The sequence below is a fragment of the Arthrobacter sp. W4I7 genome, assembly GCF_030816215.1.
In the GTDB taxonomy this organism is placed as follows: domain Bacteria; phylum Actinomycetota; class Actinomycetes; order Actinomycetales; family Micrococcaceae; genus Arthrobacter; species Arthrobacter siccitolerans_A.
The window spans coordinates 4,530,012-4,547,168 of record NZ_JAUSXU010000001.1; the positions used below are offsets into that span (position 1 = coordinate 4,530,012).

Consider the following 17,157-nt stretch of genomic DNA (forward strand, 5'->3'; position numbering starts at 1 on the left):
CCCCACCAGCGTAGAACTCATATGAAATAGCGGAATCAGTCACTTAACCGTCGGGAAAGCATGACCTCATGTGAGTGTGCGGCACCTGATGACATCTATTAGGTGTCATCGCTTAACCACCGCTGTAATCGTTCCGTGGCATCGGCGTGAACTCTGATACTTACCAGAATTGCAGAAAGGTCAGCCGGGTTACTCTCGTATTCCGAAACTGGCGAAGTGGCCGTAGCAACGAAGCCACGCCCAAATAGAACTACGTAAATTTGCGTTTGCTGCACCGGGGCTCCGTCCGGCGGTGTCCAATAAACTCTCGTAGCCAGCCATGACCAACTACGCCGGAAACGACATATGGTTCCATGGCAAGTTCTTCGTACCCTGGGAACTCGTTCTCAAGAAGGGACCCCTGGGTATCCGCATAAGTTTGCGTGTCCATATCCTCGCTGAGGCCTTCTGTCGAGATTATTACGTTAGCCTGCCCGTCTGGTGCGAGGAATGTGTAGGAATCCTTGTAGAACCACCCCGGCAGGAGTTTGGCCGAAAGGAGGCAAGGGGAACGAAATCCATCCTCTTTATCTGAATCTGCGATTTGGCCAAGGCCCTAGCTCACGCTTCAGTTTCTTCGCTGAGATGCTATATCCGACGCCTACGCCAACAATGGCTGCGGGCCACACCCAATCCAACAAGAACCATTCGGAAGCGATAATCGACATCAGGGTCAAGATGTGTAGTGCCCCGGACACGATCAACCACAGACTCGGAGCTTTGAGACTCTGGACATAGGGGCTAATGCTTTGCCGGGCTGTGATCCACAGCCGCACACCAACAAAGACTAGGCAGCCCCCGAACAACCCTGCATGGGCGAAAACGTATAGAGCGGCGTTTTGAACCGACAGGGCCATCATGAGACTAGTGGCCACCAACCCTGCGTAAATATAAACCACCACCCTCCCTTCCTTCAACGGTCGGGTTAGGTGGTGAGCGAACAAAGCAGCCATCGCGCCAGCTTGGCTCAGAAAAGCGATGATGACTCCCGGTACGCCATTTCCGCTGCTGGCAAGGACTTGAAGAGAGATGAATAACAGGATTCCGCTGACCCAAAGGAGCGCCGCCCCGGTAAACGCCCAACGCACCGATGCGAGCTGCAAGGTGCTGTGGAACTCAAAGTGTTCCCATTCGGGTTCAAGGGGTTGTGCCGGTACTGCCGCGACGGCTGACAGTGCACCGTCGACGACCACCGTTTTCGGGTCTTCGAGACGGGTGGGGGTGATTCCCGTGGCCTGTGCTAACGCCCTGGCGACAAGTGGGGTCAACGTCGACCCGCCGGTGAGGTAGAACTTGACGATTTTGGATGTGTCGTTGCGGTCCAGCAATGTCCTCGTTAGGGCGACTGCCTGTTCAACGAGGGGACGAATTAGCGTCTCGTATTCCTCAGCGGTCAGTCGGTACGCGTCGTCGTAGTCGTCTCCAATAAGCACAGGGATGTCTGTGGCCGGACGGAATGAGAGTTCCTCCTTGGCCTTACGGACTTGATCACGTAGCCTCGCTTCTTCCCGGCGTCCTTGGGGGCTGCGGAGGCGGGTGATCGCTTCGGGGTGCTTGGCCTCGATTTGGGCTAGGGTCCAATCCCACAACGCTTCATCGAGATTGTTCCCACCAAGGTTTTCAATCGCTTCGACGTCCTTCACCTCGAACTCGCCATCGTCGGTTTGCTCCACCAAGGCTAAATCGAGGGTCCCACCACCGAAGTCGCATACCAGAACCTGGCCCCCTACCGGAATCGGCTGTCCGACTGACTCATGGTAGTGGGCGGCGGCGATCGGTTCCTCCACGAGCACGATAGTACGCCGATCGAACCCGGCGCTTTCAGCGGCGCGGAGTAGCTGTTGCCTTTGTCGTCCGCCCCATGCGGACGGATGAGTAAGGACAACTTTGGCCGGTTTCACCCCTGCTTTCCGGTCCAAAGCAACCCGTCTGACCTCCCGGAAGATTTCCGCGACGAATTCTTCGGCAAGGATGGGACGGCCGTCATATATTTTAGGGGGCATGCCAACCAGACGTTTTGGGCTTTCCTCATAGGCGTGTGGGTAGATGGCTCGGAGACGCTCTGCCGTCTCCCCGACGAAGGGTCCGTTTCCGGTGTCAAGGATTACTCCCGAGGGCATCGTCCGTGATCCGCGCGACAGCTCCAAGACGTCGTTTCTTCCCCCGCTGCGGATAGCGGCTGCAGTGTTCGATGTCCCGAAGTCAATTGCCAATATCCAGGCGCCCGCGTGGTTGGTCATGAGCTGCTCCCTACGCTGGCATAAAAACTAGCTGGACCTTTTCTGGTGAGCGCATCGAAGCCCCATGAGATGTCATTGGTTGCCCTGCTGCATCCCATGTAGATAGGGGGCTCGGCGACCATCGCGTATTCGGCACCGGCGCAAACGAACTCGAGAGTCGCAGTTCCGCCGCGGAGGAACCGTGGTGGCCCTCATTTTGGAGGGGGGCCCAGGATGTAGTCATCATCGAAGGCGTAGTCGGGATCGGTGTCAGTCTCCGGTATTTCGGTCATCATTGAGCCTTCTCCTTATTCCTCGTCACTTGCGGTGTGCGCTATAGTCTGCCGTAAATCCGGCCGGAGAAGTTTTACCCTGCATAGCTGCCGAAGTGAGGGGTGCCTTCGATGATCAACGATGATGCATCGGAAGTGTCTTTGATCGATCGCGCCCGTGCCGGGGATGCCCGGGCCTTTGAGGAACTGCTTCGCCCGCACCGAGACAAACTCTGGGCTGTGTGCGTAAGGGTGACAGGACATCCCGCCGACGCTGAGGACGCGGTGCAGGAGTGCATGGTCGCAATCTGGCGTGGTTTGCCGCGGTTCAGAGGCGAGTCGCAGTTCTCGACTTGGATTTACCGGATCGCCGCGAACGCCGCGCTCGGCATCGTTCGCCGACGCAGGGAAGTCCCCGTCGAAGAAATTTTTGATCTCCCACCTAACCCCGGCTTCGAGGACGCTATCGCCCTGCACGATGAAATTCAGGCGGCTCTGCGGAAGGTTCCCGAAGACTTCCGTGTCGCCCTCGTCCTCCGCGAATACGGCGGCCTCACCTACGAGGAGATTGCCGAGCATCAAGGGATCCCGATACAGACAGTAAAGTCCCGGCTGAATCGTGCCCGTTCGGCGGTACGGGCCGCCCTCACCGTCGAATGACGAGCTTGTTGTAGCGGTTTCCTTTCCATGAATGATTCGATGCGAGGAACCCCAGGATTGTTCCCGCCACCTCGATGACGACCCGCTGCCGGACGGACGTGGACAAGGGACTCGGTGCAAGCCCCGGGACATGTTCTCCACCCATATCCTCCTCAAGCAGGCTCGCGCCAGTGTAAAGACGCCCGGTTGCGGAAGAACGGGACGCGTCTGAGGGAGGCACGTTCGATGTCCACGATCCCGCCACCGGGGACGTGCTTTCTACGCTCGCCGCGGCCGCCGATTAGGACGCCGTCCCGGCCCTGGATTCGGCAGACAGAGTGCAGGCTTCCTGGGCGCGCACGGCGTCGCGGTACACCCCAAACACTGCGATCTCCCCGCCGTCCGCCACAGAAGGAGCGCTGCTGAGGGTTCCGCTTCAGGACCGGCTTACGGGACGCGCTCCTTCTTGACCGGTTCATCTGGGGCCTTGGTCAGTGGTGGTTCGGGCTACGGTGCCCTGGAGGCGCGGCCGGAGGATCGGCACGGCTGGGCCGTCGAGCTGGTCAGGTAAGTTTTGCGGCCAGCTATGCGCATCACCAGAGTGAGGGTCCATCCGGCCACCAGAGGGCCGGTGCCCGCAGGGAGCCGCCCGTCGTGCGCAGCTGCAACCTTTGCCGGGACGTTCGCCACCTGAAGAGAGGATCGAAGAGAAAGCGGCCATTACATACCGGTGCAGCTCGAACCCACCACTAAGACCGCAGATTTAGATGTCGAACCCTTTCACGCCTTGATACCAGCTTCGCGGCGAAGATAAATCCACTCCTCCCTGGAGAGAAGCTCTCGAGGTGCCGGGGGCAATACCCCAACTGCCTTGAAGCTGACGTTCGTGGGGGGCGTGAAGTCAGCGATGACGTAGGTCTCGACCTCAGCGACAATCTGAACTTCGTCCTCGGCGGGCTCGTGTTCGTAGATAAATCTGGCTTCGATCAATGGTTCGGCAAGCCGGATCGCGACGCCACGCAAGGGCGGCGTAACCATGTCCCAGAGTGCTCGTTGGAAGGAGAGCAGGACTTGGACGCGAAAGTCAAGAACGCCGGGCATTATGAGGACCTTCCAAGGATGACGTGAACCCTGCCGTCCGCGTACTGCAAGAGTGGTCCCAAATGGCCATATCATCAACGTACATGCTGCGCGCAGGTGGAACTACCATCCCGAGTACGAGATCCACCTCATCCGGAAGGGCACCGGAAATTCATCGTCGTAGACCACATCGGCACCTTCGAGGCCGGCCACGTTGCCCTGATGGGATCCGGGCTGCCGCACGACTGGGTCAGTGACCTGGAGCCCGGGGAAGTGCTGGAAAACCGGACGCCGTCATCCAATTCGAGGGAAGTTGGGTCGGGCAGGCCGCTTCCGTGGTTCCCGAGCCGGCCGAGGTCAGACCCTTGCTGGAGCAGTCGGCGCGGGGCATCGAATTCGTTGGAGTTTCGGCCAAGGACGCCGCAACAGCCATTGAGGCGATGGGGGCCTCAAAAGGTTTGGAGCGGCTTCCACACCTTTTCTCCCTGTTCAGGGTCCTGTCCATTGCCCCCGAGGAAAACCGCCGCTACCTGGCGGAGGAATGGTTAAGGCCGCAACTTGATGGCCGGGCCGCGGCAGTGGTGGACATCGTACTGGAGTACGTGTTCAGCAACCATGCCGGCAGCGTCAAGATGTCCGAGGCAGCGGCGATGGCAGGAATGCAGGAAGCTTCCTTCTCGAAGTATTTCAAACGCGCCACCGGCCAAAACTTCAGCGACCTGGTCCGCAAGCTTCGCCTGGCCCACACCCGGCGCCTGCTGAAACGCAGCGACAAGCCCATCTTCAACATCTGCTACGAAGTCGGCTTTACCAACCTCTCCAATTTCAACCGACACTTCCTCAACGACACGGGAGAAACCCCGCGGAACTACCGCCAACGCATCCAGCAGTCAGCGTCAGGCTTGCTCCCCAGAACCACACTTTTCTGGTGCCCAGTTGGAGCACACCCCAACCTGACAAAAACGCTCTTGGCGGGCTGCAGAAGCGGTAGGAACTGCTTCTCCGCTCCACGTGGTTTAGCCGCTAGAGCCGCACTGACTTCAGCTGTAGCGGACTTTTTCGCGCCGTGAACCAGTCATGGCTTATTGCGCGGCAGCGAAGACGGCGTCGGGTTCAGATTCCAGCTCTCCGGGGTTGCCTTCACGGCCGGCAGGGAGCGTTGCGCTTTTGACGGTGAGCAGGCGTGAGAGTCGGTGGGCCGTGGAGACTACGGCGCTGGTGAGCTCTGTTGGTGGGGTTCCGGCTACGCGGTGGTTGGGGACCGTGACGGTGACCGACCCTCGAATGATGCCGTTGACGAAGAATGGTGCGGCGATGCCGTGGGCGTCAGGGACTCGTTCACTGTCGGTGGCAGCCCAGCCCTGGGAGCGGATATCCTCAAGCTCTTGTTCTGAAACTCCCGCTTCTTTGCCTATCCTGGCGCTTACGTGTTCGGGCAGGTGGGCGAGGATGGCTTTGCCTGCAGCTCCGGCGGTCAATGGAATTTCTTCGCCTTCTTCCAGGACGTAGCGGACATTCCGGGCTCCGGCGATTGTTCGTCCGATGTGGGCAACTTCGGTGTCCGCGTCGTAGAGGGCCAGGGTGGTGGTTTCGCCCGTTTGCCCGCTGAGTCCGCGCAGGTCCTCGTCCACCAGTTGCGGAAGGTCGTGGCCGGAGCCGAGCGAGGATGACCAGCGCAGCAGCGTCGGGCCGGCTATCCAGGCTCCGTTGTCCAGTGTGGTCATCAGCCCCACATCGCGGGCTGATTCAGCAAGCCGGCGGGTAGCCACCGACCGGGTTCCCCACAAACTCGAAAGGTCCTGCAGCGACAGCTCGGCCATCGGCTCGGAACAGAACGCCGCGATGATGGCCGCGATCCGTTGAATGAGTGCGGACGATTCCGCTTCAGGCAGGACCTGGGCGGTGTTCCTGCTGCCGGTGCGCTCGGTGAGCAGGGACTCGAGTTCCCGGGCAGCTTCGCTGAGCAGCTCCGCGCCGGCTTCGATGTCTGATTCCTTGAATTCGTTCCGCGGCCGGGACAATGACAGGGACCCGAACAGCCGGTCGTTGACGGTGAACGGCACGCCGATGCCGGCGGCGTCGGGAATATGCTGGCCGATGCTGACGACTGCGCCCACAGTGGCGTAGCTCTGCAGCGCATTCTCAATCCGTGTCCTGCTGTCGAGCGAGGCTTCGGTGAACTTCTTCAGTTCCTCCGGCAGTCCAGCCGTTCCACGGCGGGTAAGGATAGCCAGCCCAAGGGCACCGGCATGGGTGGGCAGGTTCGTACCCGGCGGAAGCGTGTACCGGACCGGCGCATCAGGTTCCACGGAGGCCAGGACGAAGCACTGCTCCGGGTTGCCGCTTTCGATAGCCATCAGAGCTGTCGCCCCGGACGCCCGGCTCAAGCGCCCAAGAATTTTCGTCCCCTCGGCAAAAAGAGGATGGCCTTCCTGCAGCGCAGCGGACAGGACCTTCAGCCGCGGTCCGACGATGTAGGCGCCACTGACGTCCCTGGACACCAGGCGTTCCTCAACCAGCCGGCTGAGGATCCTGTTGACGGTGCTTCGGCTCGCGCCCAGTTCCTCGGCCAACTCCCGGACGCCCCACCCGTAGCCTGCACGGCTGATCACAGCCTCGATGACGGCGACGACTTCTTTAGAGCCGTCCCGCTGTTCCGACTGGTCCAGTTGCTCCATATTTGCAGTATCCCACGGCACCCGCACCCGCTGCCCTCCTCCTTGTGAACCCTGCCTCCACCGCTTGACAGTGGCGTGGAACACAGGCATTCTTGAACCAACCCCCAAGTGAGACACTGTCCCACTTTTCTAAACCTAAAGACAGAGAGGTCTTCGGATGACTATCCCCACACTGGCAGTTCCAGATGCTGCCCGGCGCACCAAAGCCAAGAAGGCGACCGGCGTTGCAGCTTTCGGTACCTTCATCGAGTACTACGACTTCAGCGTCTACGGCTATGTGGCAGCGACGCTGGCAATCGTCTTCTTCCCCGGCGATGACCCGGTCATCGGTCTGCTGAACACCCTCTTGGTGTTCGGCTCTGCGTTCATCGTCCGCCCGCTCGGCGCTGTGTTTTTCGGCCGCCTGGGTGACCGTAAGGGCCGCCGGACCAGCCTGATCGCGAGCATCACCTGCATGGGTGTCGCCGCGACCCTGACGGGCCTGCTGCCGGGCTACGCGCAGATCGGGGTGCTCGCCCCGATCCTGCTGGTGCTGCTGCGCATGCTGCAGGGCTTCTCCACCGGTGGGGAAATCGGCGGCGCCGCCGCTTACATCCATGAATGGGCCGCGCCGAACCGCCGCTCCCTCTTCGTCTCACTCATTCCCAGCATCGCCCAGCTCGGCAAGGGCCTGGCCGCCGGCCTGGCCGCCCTCGCCGCAGCCATGATGCCGGCAGCTGACCTGGCAGCATGGGGCTGGCGCATCCCGTTCCTCCTCGCCCTTCCCCTGGGCATCCTGTGCCTGGTCATGCGCCTAAAGGTCGAAGACAGCCCGGAATTCCAGGCCATCAACAAAACCGCAGAGGGCACCTCCAAGGCTCCGTTCAAGGAAGTCCTGACCAAGTACCCCAAGGCACTGGCCAAGGTCACCTCCATCTCCCTCGTGCAGAACCTCGGCACCTACATCGGCACCGTGTTCGTCGCCGTCTACTTCAGCGAAGTCCTCGGCTTCACCAAGGGCGAAGCCTCCACCATCGTCCTCCTGGCGGTACTCTTCGCGGCGCTCCTGATTCCCATGGCAGGCCAGCTCGGCAGCCGCATCGGCAGCAAGAAAGTCCTGCTCTGGTCCTACGTCGCCTACGTCGCGGTCACCATCCCGTCCTTCGCCATGATGAACCAGCACTCCTTCGTGCTGGCGCTCCTGGGCCTTGGCCTGGGCATCATCCCCTACGCCCTCTGCCAGGCCGGAACCTACGGCGCCATGCTCGAGTTCTACCCCACCCGCGTCCGCCACACCGGCGTCGCGTTCGGCCACAGCGTTGGAGCAGTCATCGGCGGCGGCGCCGGGCCCTACCTCGCCACCTGGCTTATTGACCTGACCGGCAACACCTTCGTGCCCGCCTTCATCCTCGTCGGCGCAGGCGCCCTCGGACTGCTGGTTGTCGGCCTCACCGTGCGGGCCAACTCCGATCCCTCCTCGCACCTCTACCGATAGGCGCCGCACTGTGACCGCGATCTACATCTCCGACGTCATCCACGAGGACGTCCTGGCGGACATCCGTAAGAACGCCCTCGTGCACGTCGGCTACGGCCCCGACAAGGTCAACTACCTCGACGTCAGCGAGAACATTGACGCAGTGATCCTGCGGGCGGAAACCTTCACCCGCGAAATGATCGAAGCCTCCCCCCGCCTGAAGATCATTGCCCGGCACGGGGTCGGCACCGACAACGTCGATATTCCGGCAGCGTCAGAGAATGGTGTCTGGGTCACCAGCACCCCGGGCTCGAACAGCAATGCCGTCGCCGAGCACGTCTTCGCTCTTCTGCTCTCCCTGACCCGCCAGATCGTCCCGGCGGCGAACCGTGTCCTGGCCGGCACCTGGGCCGAGGGCCGCGGGGACCTGGTTGGTTTCGAACTCTCCGGCCGCACCCTTGGGATCGTGGGCTTCGGAGCCATCGGCAAGCGCGTCGCAACTGTTGCCCGGGGCTTCGGGATGCGGGTGCTCGCCGCAGACCCGATAGCCCAGGCCGCCGACGTCGCAGCCGCGGGCGCGGACTTGGTTGAACTGGACACCCTGTATGACGGGGCGGACATCATCACCCTGCACGCCCCGCTGCTGCCCGGCACCCGCCACATGATCTCGACCCGTGAACTGGCCCTGATGAAATCCGGCGCAATTGTCATCAACACCTCCCGCGGTGGCCTGATCGATGAGGACGCACTGGTCACGGCCTTGACAAACGGCGCCCTTGCCGGTGCTGCCCTTGATGTGCTCGAAGCCGAAAGCATCGACATGAAGGACCCGCTGACCAGCAACAGGGTGGCCCTGCACGAAGTGCCCAACCTGCTTGTCACCCCCCACATCGCCGGTCAGACCCAGGAAGCTTTCCAGGAAGCCGGCACCCGCTCCTGGTCAGAAGTACGCGCCGTCCTGGCAGATGAACCCCCGGCGTTCCCGGTCAACGCCAACGACCTGCGCAAAGTCCCCGCCTGACCCGGCACACCACACTCCAAGGAACCACACGTGTATATCAACGCCTCCGCCGAAAACATTACCGTCTACCCCGAATGGCCCCGCCCCTCCCAGGACCTCGTCCAGTCCCTCGCGGCCTACCCCCCGGCGCTGATCGGTGACGTGCGCAAACGCCTGGACATGATGTCAGCAGACATCCGCTGCCTGACCCCCGGCGCCCGACTGGCCGGGACCGCCCTCCCCATCCAGATCTGGGAAGGCGACAACCTCGCCATCCACCGCGGCCTCGATGAAGCCAAACCCGGGGACGTCCTGGTCATCTCCGGGAACGGCGTCACCAACCGGTCCGTCTTCGGGGGCATCCTCGCCGAGATCTGCCTCCATAAAGGCGTCACCGGCGTGATCGTCGACGGGGCCGTCCGGGACATCGAAGAGATGAACGAGATGGGCCTTGCCGTCTTCGCCCGCGCCGTAGTACCCGCCGGGCCCTCCAAAAACGGACCCGGGTACGTCGGCAAACCGGTCGCCTGCGGCAACGTCGTCTGCAACCCAGGTGATGTCGTCATCGGCGACCAGGACGGCATCGTCGTCATCCCCCAATCCGAACTCAACGAAACACTTCAGGCCCTCCCCGCTCAGGAAAACCTCGAACGCCAGATCCGCGACCGGATCAAAGAAGCCGTCGCCTCCTAGAGGCCACCACACGGCTCCCTCCCCCCCGACAAGAGTGGCAGAGGCCCGACAAATGGGCCGCTGCCACTCTTTTAGACCAGAACCGGAAAGCCCATGACACTGAACCGAGCAACACCGCGTAAACACGGTGACTGGAGCCTGCTGATCAACGCTCGGGTGGAAGTCCGCCAAAACGGCCAGGTGATCAGAACCGGGTTCGTCGAAGACGCCATGCCCGACTCCTCCGTACTCTGGCTCGCGGCCGACGCCGCACATCCTCGTCAGATGTTTGAAGCCGCCCAAGGCCATCAAGTTTGGGTGACACTGCAGGAGCTCAGTGGCGACCTCAATTACCGCATGACAGCGACTCGGATTTTCGGCAACTCGGCAGGAAGAGAACTCCAAAACGGCTCCGTGAAGCATTAGGCAACCGCCTGGTGGGGCCAGTCGTAACCGGTAGCTCGTCAAGTGCCCTCCTGTAGGGCCGGTCGAATCCTCTCGACACTGGAACTGGGGCAACTGATAGGCCACACCCCAACATGACGTCAGCCAGCCCGCCCATCCAGCGTCAGGATAGGGCCCCTCAGGCCCTTGCTTACACTCCCGCGTGAACCGTCAAGACCCTAACCTGACAACGTGCCGTAAAGGCCTCCCCGCCTCAGTACTGACCCTTGATCACGAAGTAGGAGCCGCGGATCACGCCGGCGAGCTTCGACTTCTGGCGCGCGAACTTGAAGCTGGACGCCAGTTCCTCGGGAATCTCCATGCCGTCGGAAAGCTTGAAACCAACCGCCCGTTTGCCACCTTCGTCGAGGCCGTACATCACGTTGATGGCCAGGCCTGACTCGTAGAACACGTACGCCATCCGCAACCCGTCCACTTCGAAGGAAGAAACCTCAAGCGGACGGGACGAAATGGCGAGATTGCGCTCGGCGGAGAGGATGTGGTGCACATACTCAAGCGTCGAGGGCGCCTCATCCGCGGGCGTGACCGTGAAATTGTGGTTGTACTTGTTCTTGTAATACCGCGCCTCGTTGGCGCGCAGCCCCGCCAGCGCCTCGGCGACCGGTGACGATTCCAGGCCCACTGTGGACACGTTCTTGAAATCTACGGTGTACGGCATGCATCCTCCTGGGAATTTTCCTTCGCACATCCTCGCAGATGCACGCCGTACCCACTGCCGGAAACGCGCCCGGGTATCGAAATAAGCCGGTGCCGGGCGCGTTGGCCCAAAAGGCAGCGCAGCCTAGACGAGGTTCTCCACCAGTGAGACGTCCCGCACCGCGCCCTTGTCGGCCGACAGTGCCATGGCGGCGTAGGCCCGCAGTGCCGGGGAAACCTGGCGGTCCCGGTTCTTGGCCTTGTAACCGCCGTTGGCTTCCAGTTTTTCGCGGCGCTCGGCGAGGACCTCGTCGGAGACCTCCAGCTGGAGGCTGCGCGTCGTGATGTCGATGCTGATGATGTCGCCGTTCTCCACCAGGGCGATGGTGCCGCCGGAGGCAGCCTCCGGGGAGATGTGCCCAATCGACAGGCCGGAGGTGCCGCCGGAGAAGCGGCCGTCCGTGATGAGGGCGCACTTCTTGCCCAGGCCGCGCCCCTTGAGGAACGACGTCGGGTAGAGCATTTCCTGCATGCCCGGACCGCCGCGCGGGCCTTCGTAGCGGATGACCACTACGTCGCCTTCCTTGACGGCCTTGTTCAGGATCTTTTCCACGGCTTCGTCCTGGGACTCGCACACCACGGCCGGGCCCTCGAAGGTCCAGATGGACTCGTCCACGCCGGCGGTCTTCACCACGGCGCCGTCGACGGCCACGTTGCCGCGGAGCACGGCCAGTCCGCCGTCCTTCGAGTAGGCGTGCTCCACGGAGCGGATGCAGCCTTCTGCGGCGTCGGTGTCCAGGGAGGTCCACTCGTTCGACTGGGAGAACGCGCTGGACGAGCGGACGCCGCCGGGAGCAGCATGCCACAGGGCCTTCGCTTCTTCGGTGGCCTTGCCGCCGCGGATATCCCAGTCATCCAGCCAGCCGTCCAGGTCAGCGGAGTGCACGGAGTGGACGTCCTTGTGCAGGAGCCCGCCGCGGTTCAGCTCGCCCAGCAGGGCGGGGATGCCGCCCGCCCGGTGCACGTCCTCCATATAGTAGGTCTTGTCCTTGGCGACGTTCGGGGCCACCTTTGCCAGGCAGGGCACCTGGCGGGACTTGGCGTCCATCTCGGCCAGGCCATAGTCCACGCCCGCTTCCTGGGCAGCGGCCAGCAGGTGCAGGATGGTGTTGGTGGAGCCGCCCATGGAGATGTCCAGGGCCATGGCGTTGTCGAAGGCCTTCGCGGTGGCGATGGAGCGGGGCAGCACCGAGTCGTCGTCGCCGTCGTAATAGCGCTTCACCAGCTCGACGACGGTGGAACCGGCTTTCTCGTACAGCGCCTTGCGGGCGGTGTGGGTCGCGAGCACGGAGCCGTTGCCCGGCAGGGCCAGGCCGATGGCCTCGGCGAGGCAGTTCATGGAGTTGGCGGTGAACATGCCGGAGCAGGAACCGCAGGTGGGGCAGGCGTTCTCTTCGATGAGGTTGATGTCAGCATCGGAGATGGACTCGTCCACGGCGTCGGCAATCGCGTTCACCAGGTCCAGGGAGCGCACGGAGCCGTCGGTCAGGGTCACGCGGCCGGCCTCCATGGGGCCGCCGGAGACGAACACTACGGGGATGTTCAGGCGCAGCGCCGCCATGAGCATGCCCGGAGTGATCTTGTCGCAGTTGGAGATGCACACCAAGGCGTCGGCGCAGTGGGCGTTCACCATGTATTCAACCGAGTCGGCGATCAGGTCGCGGGAAGGCAACGAGTACAGCATGCCGCTGTGGCCCATGGCGATCCCGTCGTCCACGGCAATGGTGTTGAACTCGCGCGGCACGGCGCCGGCGGCGAGGATCGCGTCGGAGACGATCCGGCCCACGGGGGCGAGGTGCGTGTGGCCGGGGACGAATTCGGTGAAGGAGTTGGCGACGGCGATGATCGGCTTGCCGATGTCCGAGTTGGCGACGCCGGAGGCGCGCAGCAGTGCGCGGGCTCCGGCCATGTTGCGGCCGTGGGTGACAGTTCTGGAGCGGAGTGCGGGCATGCTACCGATCCTGCCCTGCCCGGCCAAAAGGCGGAAGACAGTGCTGATACTAGTAGTAGGAGTACCTGGGTACTAGTGTTAGGTGCCGTGAAAGAGGCAGGCGACAAGCGCAAGGAACTGGGCCTGTTCCTGCGGGCACGCCGGGATCAGGCCCTGCGCTCCGAGTATGGGTTGCCGCCCGTTGCCCGCAGGCGTGAGCGGGGGCTTCGGCGCGAGGAGGTTGCGTTCCTTTCCGGAGTGAGCGTCACCTGGTACACGTGGCTGGAGCAGGGTCGGGACATCAGGCCCTCCCGGGAAGTCCTGGAAGCCGTGGTCCGGACCCTGCACCTCTCGGAGACGGGGCGCTCCTATGTCCTGTCCCTCGCCGGCTATTCCTCGCCCATAACCGCAGGGCCCGTGGCTGCTGACGCCCCTCCCCACATCCAGCGGCTTCTCGATGCCCTCGGCCCGAACCCGGCCTTCGCGCTGGCACCGGACTGGAGCGTTACGGGCTGGAACAGGGCCTACGCCGCTCTGTATCCCAACATCGCCAACGTTGCCGCCCCGGAACGGAACCTGCTGTGGCTGGTCTTCACGGACCCCTACGTCCGGGAGCTGCTCCCTGACTGGGACGTCACCAGCAGGCGGTTCCTTGCCGAGTTCCGGGCCGAAGCAGGGCAGCGGCTCGGCGATCCGGACGTGGCGTACCAGGTGGAGCGGCTCAAGGAGACCAGCCCGGAGTTCAAGGAGGGCTGGGACCGGTACGACATCCTCGGTTTCGAATCCCGTGAACGGCTGTTCCACCACCCGGCGGTGGGCGTCCTCCGGCTGGAACACCACCAGGTGTCACCCTCGGACCGGCCCGACCTCCACATCGTGGTGTACACCCCCGCGCCGGACAGTGACGCCGCGGAGCAGATCCAGCGGCTCCTCTCAGCGGGCAGCTAACTACAACCAGCTGCCCAGCCACCCGCTCTACGAGTCCGTGTGCCTGCCGGTCAGTTTGTCGCGGATCCGGTCCACCATACCGACGCCTGGCCCAAGGGTCTTGTGGAACAACTCCGAATGCGGCGCGCTCGGGTGCGGCCGTGTCGGTGCCAGCTTTTTCGCTTTCTCCACTTTTTCGCCGATGTCGACGAGTTTTTCGCGCGGGATGTGCAGGCGGAGCTTCGGAAACTGTTCGGTTTCCTCATCGTTGGCGTGATGGCTCAGTTGGTCTTCGAGCTCCTGGACCAGTTCCAGGAAGGTCTGGTCCGAAGGCTCCACCTTTTCCAGCCGTTTCATCAGCTTGACGATCTCGTCGTGCTCCTTCTTGTCATGTTCCACTTCGTCCTTGCCGTTGGGCACGTGGTCCTCAATGGCGGGGTACACGTACATTTCCTCGGCAACGGCATGACGCATCACCTCCGCGATCAAAGTGTCCGCCAAATCCCTGCGCTGGCTGTCCTCGGACGCACTCTTAATCTGCCCGATCAGCGCAATCATGTCCTGGTGATCGCTGGTGAGGATGTCCACGACGTCCACGTTCGTTCCGGCGGAATTGGTATCACTCATGAGCTGGCCCTCCTCCTGGATCGCTCCCTGTAAGCGACGTAAGAGGGTCAAAGTACCACGCGGCAACAACGCGATCCAGAGGTGCGGGGAGCAGCGCTTCGGATACTCGGCCCTGGCTCCCAGCCCTTCCTACACCCTGGTCGGCACAGCCAGAGCAGGAGCCGTGAAGCTGTGGGTTCCGGCGCCGACGGTGTGCTGCCCGCCGCCCGGAAGGACGACGTCGGCCTCCACTCCCCCAGGTACCGTCGCCTCGAGGTGGAACTCACCGTCGTCGAGCTTCCACTCCACGCGGATGGTTCCGTGCGACGTTTTCAGGGACGTCCTGGCCCAGTCGATGCCTTCGCCCGGGACCGGCGCAATCCGGACCTTGCTGCACCCCGGGGCGAGCGGGCTGATGCCGCCGACAGTCTTGTGCAGCCAGTCCGCCACCGCGCCCAGCGCATAGTGGTTGAAGCTGGTCATCTCGCCCGGGTTGATGGTGCCGTCCGGAAGCATGGAGTCCCACCGCTCCCACACTGTGGTGGCGCCCATGGTCACCGGGTACAGCCAGGACGGGCAGCCCTGTTCCAGCAGCAGCCTGTACGCCTCCGCGCTGTGACCGGTGTCCGTGAGGGCACCGGTGATGAAGGGGGTGCCGGCGAAACCGGTGGACACGCGGTAGTTGTTCTTCCGGACCAGCTCGGCGAGGCGTTCCCCGGCGAAGTCAACATGCTCGGCGCCGGGAAGGATGCCGAAGGCAATCGCCAGCGCGTAGACGGTGGTGCAGTCGCTCTGGATGGTGCCGTCGGCGGCAACATAGTGCTCCAGGAACGAGGCCTGGACGCGTGCCGCCAGCTGCTCGAAGTACTCGGCGTCCTCCTGGTGTCCCAGCAGCCGCGCGGTTTTGGCGGTAATGGAGGCGGTGCGGTACATGCACGTGGTGGCCACCACGCCGGTGTCCGCCTTCGCATCCCACGGCTTGTCCGGATCGGCATCCGGGTCCAGCCAGTCACCGAACTGGAAGCCCTGGTCCCAAAGACCGGTGGGAGACAGCAGGCCTTCCACGCGGCGGGTGTGCGAGGACATCGATGCGTACTGGTTCTTCAGCACCGTGTCATCACCGTAGGCCTCCCACAGCGCCCACGGCACCCAGACGGAGGCTTCGCTCCACAGTGCTGACGATTCCGGCGACGGGAACTCGGCTGGCTGCGGGCAGTACTTGAGGGCATCCGGGACCGTGATGGGCACCAGGCCGTCAGCCGCTTTCTGCTCGGCAGCCAGGTCCAGGAGCCAGTCCTGCAGGAATCCCTTGACGTCGTAAAGGAATGCCGCGGTGGGCGCGAAAACACCGATATCGCCGGTCCAGCCGAGCCGCTCATCACGCTGCGGGCAGTCCGTGGGTAGGTCCAGGAAGTTGCCCCGGAGGCCCCAGACGATGTTGCGGTGCAATTGGTTTACGAGTTCGTTGGAGCACTCGAAAGTGCCGGTGCGCTCCAGTTCGGAGTGCACCACCACCGCTTCCAGTGAATCCCCGGTCAGCGTGCCCGGCCAGCCGGACACCTCGGCGTAGCGGAAGCCGTGGAATGTCTTGGTGGGCTCGAAGAAGTCCTCGCCGCCGGAGAGGATGAACGTGTCTGCGGCCTTGGCGGAGCGCAGCGGGCGGACGCCCAGCTCGCCGTCCTCCAGCACTTCGGCGTGGCGGACGGTGATGGCGTGCCCGGCCTCGCCCTGGACGGTAAACCGAAGCCAGCCCACCAGGTTCTGGCCGAAGTCCACGAGTGTCTTGCCGCTGGGCGACGTGAAGACCTTCTCAGCCTTGACGACGTCGGTGCGCACCACGGGCGGGCCCACCGGCTCGGCCAGCCGGTCGACGTCGAACTCGAGCGTGTGCACCCCTGTCCACCCGGCAGACGTGCCGGCGTCAAAGCCTGGCTCGGCCCAACCGATCTGGTTCCGGCGCGCGTCAATGGTCTGGCCGTCGTAGAGGTCATTGGCAGTGGTGGCCGACGGGCCGGACTGCCAGGTGGTGTCCGAGGCGACGGACTGGACGTAACCGTCCTCGAACTCAACATCCAACTGGCCAAAGAAACCCAGCTTGTCGCCGTACAGCCCGGACATGCCGTGCCAGGCAAGGCGCCCGCGGTACCAGCCGTTGCCCAGGGACACCCCGATAACCGTGGCAGGCTGCACCAGCGCCGTGACGTCGTAGCTGCGGAAGCGGAGCCGCCACTCGTACGAGCTCCAGCCCGGGCTCAGCACATCCTCACCCACCGGGACGCCGTTGATCAGTGCCTCGTAAACGCCGTAGGCCGCGGCCCGCAGCTTCGCCTTGGCGACTGCGCCGTGCCCCTCCGCCAGGCGGAATTCCTTCCGGAGCAGTGGGGCGCCGTCGAACTCTTCGTCGGGGGTGATCATGGCTGCTTGCCAGGGTGCCAGTGGCATGTGGTGTGTTCCGTTCTGCTGGCCGCCACGAGGTGGCGG

General features: G+C 63.3%; 14 protein-coding genes. 7 read left to right on the top strand and 7 right to left on the bottom strand.

Annotated elements, in window-relative coordinates:
* Window positions 1–566 precede the first annotated feature (566 nt).
* On the bottom strand, window positions 567–2,279 hold the full coding sequence (locus QF047_RS20580) for an Hsp70 family protein (RefSeq protein ID WP_307280959.1): 1,713 nt from the start codon (window positions 2,277–2,279) through the stop codon (window positions 567–569).
* A 383-nt stretch (window positions 2,280–2,662) separates the two neighbouring features.
* Here QF047_RS20580 and QF047_RS20585 point away from each other — a divergent pair, with 383 nt between their 5' ends.
* On the top strand, window positions 2,663–3,190 hold the full coding sequence (locus QF047_RS20585) for an RNA polymerase sigma factor (RefSeq protein ID WP_307280962.1): 528 nt from the start codon (window positions 2,663–2,665) through the stop codon (window positions 3,188–3,190).
* Between the two features lie 759 nt (window positions 3,191–3,949).
* Here QF047_RS20585 and QF047_RS20595 read toward each other — a convergent pair.
* The gene (locus QF047_RS20595) at window positions 3,950–4,270 is read right to left on the bottom strand and encodes a hypothetical protein (protein WP_307280963.1); all 321 of its coding nucleotides are present in this window, start codon (window positions 4,268–4,270) and stop codon (window positions 3,950–3,952) included.
* Window positions 4,271–4,584: 314 nt separating this feature from the next.
* Between QF047_RS20595 and QF047_RS20600 the strand changes: the two genes are divergently transcribed.
* A complete protein-coding gene (locus QF047_RS20600; RefSeq protein WP_307280965.1) occupies window positions 4,585–5,319 on the top strand; it encodes an AraC family transcriptional regulator in 735 nt (244 codons plus the stop codon).
* A 12-nt stretch (window positions 5,320–5,331) separates the two neighbouring features.
* Here the strand turns inward: QF047_RS20600 and QF047_RS20605 are convergent, their stop codons facing one another.
* Entirely contained in the window at window positions 5,332–6,927 is a 1,596-nt protein-coding gene (locus tag QF047_RS20605; protein ID WP_307280967.1) for an IclR family transcriptional regulator, read from the bottom strand.
* A 157-nt stretch (window positions 6,928–7,084) separates the two neighbouring features.
* Between QF047_RS20605 and QF047_RS20610 the strand changes: the two genes are divergently transcribed.
* The 4 genes from QF047_RS20610 to QF047_RS20625 all read left to right on the top strand — a co-directional run bounded on the left by QF047_RS20610 (window position 7,085) and on the right by QF047_RS20625 (window position 10,478).
* Complete coding sequence (locus QF047_RS20610; protein ID WP_307280969.1) at window positions 7,085–8,401, top strand: MFS transporter; 1,317 nt, start codon at window positions 7,085–7,087, stop codon at window positions 8,399–8,401.
* A gap of 10 nt (window positions 8,402–8,411) precedes the next feature.
* Window positions 8,412–9,401, top strand: a complete 990-nt coding sequence (locus QF047_RS20615) for a hydroxyacid dehydrogenase (protein ID WP_307280971.1) — start codon at window positions 8,412–8,414, stop codon at window positions 9,399–9,401.
* Between the two features lie 30 nt (window positions 9,402–9,431).
* Window positions 9,432–10,073: an RraA family protein gene (locus QF047_RS20620; protein ID WP_307280972.1), complete on the top strand. Its 642-nt coding sequence runs from the start codon at window positions 9,432–9,434 to the stop codon at window positions 10,071–10,073.
* Window positions 10,074–10,166: 93 nt separating this feature from the next.
* Entirely contained in the window at window positions 10,167–10,478 is a 312-nt protein-coding gene (locus QF047_RS20625) for a hypothetical protein (protein WP_307280974.1), read from the top strand.
* A gap of 232 nt (window positions 10,479–10,710) precedes the next feature.
* On the opposite strand, the gene QF047_RS20630 is transcribed toward QF047_RS20625, so the two are convergent.
* On the bottom strand, window positions 10,711–11,175 hold the full coding sequence (locus QF047_RS20630) for a phage tail protein (protein ID WP_307280976.1): 465 nt from the start codon (window positions 11,173–11,175) through the stop codon (window positions 10,711–10,713).
* A 123-nt stretch (window positions 11,176–11,298) separates the two neighbouring features.
* The gene (gene ilvD, locus QF047_RS20635) at window positions 11,299–13,164 is read right to left on the bottom strand and encodes a dihydroxy-acid dehydratase (RefSeq protein ID WP_307280977.1); all 1,866 of its coding nucleotides are present in this window, start codon (window positions 13,162–13,164) and stop codon (window positions 11,299–11,301) included.
* A gap of 87 nt (window positions 13,165–13,251) precedes the next feature.
* Between ilvD and QF047_RS20640 the strand changes: the two genes are divergently transcribed.
* Complete coding sequence (locus QF047_RS20640; protein ID WP_307280980.1) at window positions 13,252–14,091, top strand: helix-turn-helix transcriptional regulator; 840 nt, start codon at window positions 13,252–13,254, stop codon at window positions 14,089–14,091.
* A 27-nt stretch (window positions 14,092–14,118) separates the two neighbouring features.
* Here the strand turns inward: QF047_RS20640 and QF047_RS20645 are convergent, their stop codons facing one another.
* Both QF047_RS20645 and QF047_RS20650 read right to left on the bottom strand, forming a co-directional pair.
* Window positions 14,119–14,697, bottom strand: coding sequence for a hemerythrin domain-containing protein (locus QF047_RS20645; RefSeq protein WP_307280982.1), 579 nt, complete (start codon window positions 14,695–14,697; stop codon window positions 14,119–14,121).
* A gap of 129 nt (window positions 14,698–14,826) precedes the next feature.
* Window positions 14,827–17,118 (bottom strand): alpha-L-rhamnosidase, encoded by a 2,292-nt coding sequence (locus QF047_RS20650; RefSeq protein WP_307280984.1) that lies wholly within the window; start codon window positions 17,116–17,118, stop codon window positions 14,827–14,829.
* Between the last annotated feature and the right edge of the window lie 39 nt (window positions 17,119–17,157).

Excerpts from the sequence above, each read along its gene's own strand:
- QF047_RS20625 (WP_307280974.1), top strand. The coding sequence starts at position 10,167 with ATGACACTGAACCGAGCAACACCGCGTAAACACGGTGACTGGAGCCTG.
- QF047_RS20645 (WP_307280982.1), bottom strand. The coding sequence starts at position 14,697 with ATGAGTGATACCAATTCCGCCGGAACGAACGTGGACGTCGTGGACATC.
- QF047_RS20630 (WP_307280976.1), bottom strand. The coding sequence starts at position 11,175 with ATGCCGTACACCGTAGATTTCAAGAACGTGTCCACAGTGGGCCTGGAA.
- ilvD (WP_307280977.1), bottom strand. The coding sequence starts at position 13,164 with ATGCCCGCACTCCGCTCCAGAACTGTCACCCACGGCCGCAACATGGCC.
- QF047_RS20650 (WP_307280984.1), bottom strand. The coding sequence starts at position 17,118 with ATGCCACTGGCACCCTGGCAAGCAGCCATGATCACCCCCGACGAAGAG.
- QF047_RS20580 (WP_307280959.1), bottom strand. The coding sequence starts at position 2,279 with ATGACCAACCACGCGGGCGCCTGGATATTGGCAATTGACTTCGGGACA.
- QF047_RS20595 (WP_307280963.1), bottom strand. The coding sequence starts at position 4,270 with ATGCCCGGCGTTCTTGACTTTCGCGTCCAAGTCCTGCTCTCCTTCCAA.
- QF047_RS20585 (WP_307280962.1), top strand. The coding sequence starts at position 2,663 with ATGATCAACGATGATGCATCGGAAGTGTCTTTGATCGATCGCGCCCGT.
- QF047_RS20610 (WP_307280969.1), top strand. The coding sequence starts at position 7,085 with ATGACTATCCCCACACTGGCAGTTCCAGATGCTGCCCGGCGCACCAAA.
- QF047_RS20605 (WP_307280967.1), bottom strand. The coding sequence starts at position 6,927 with ATGGAGCAACTGGACCAGTCGGAACAGCGGGACGGCTCTAAAGAAGTC.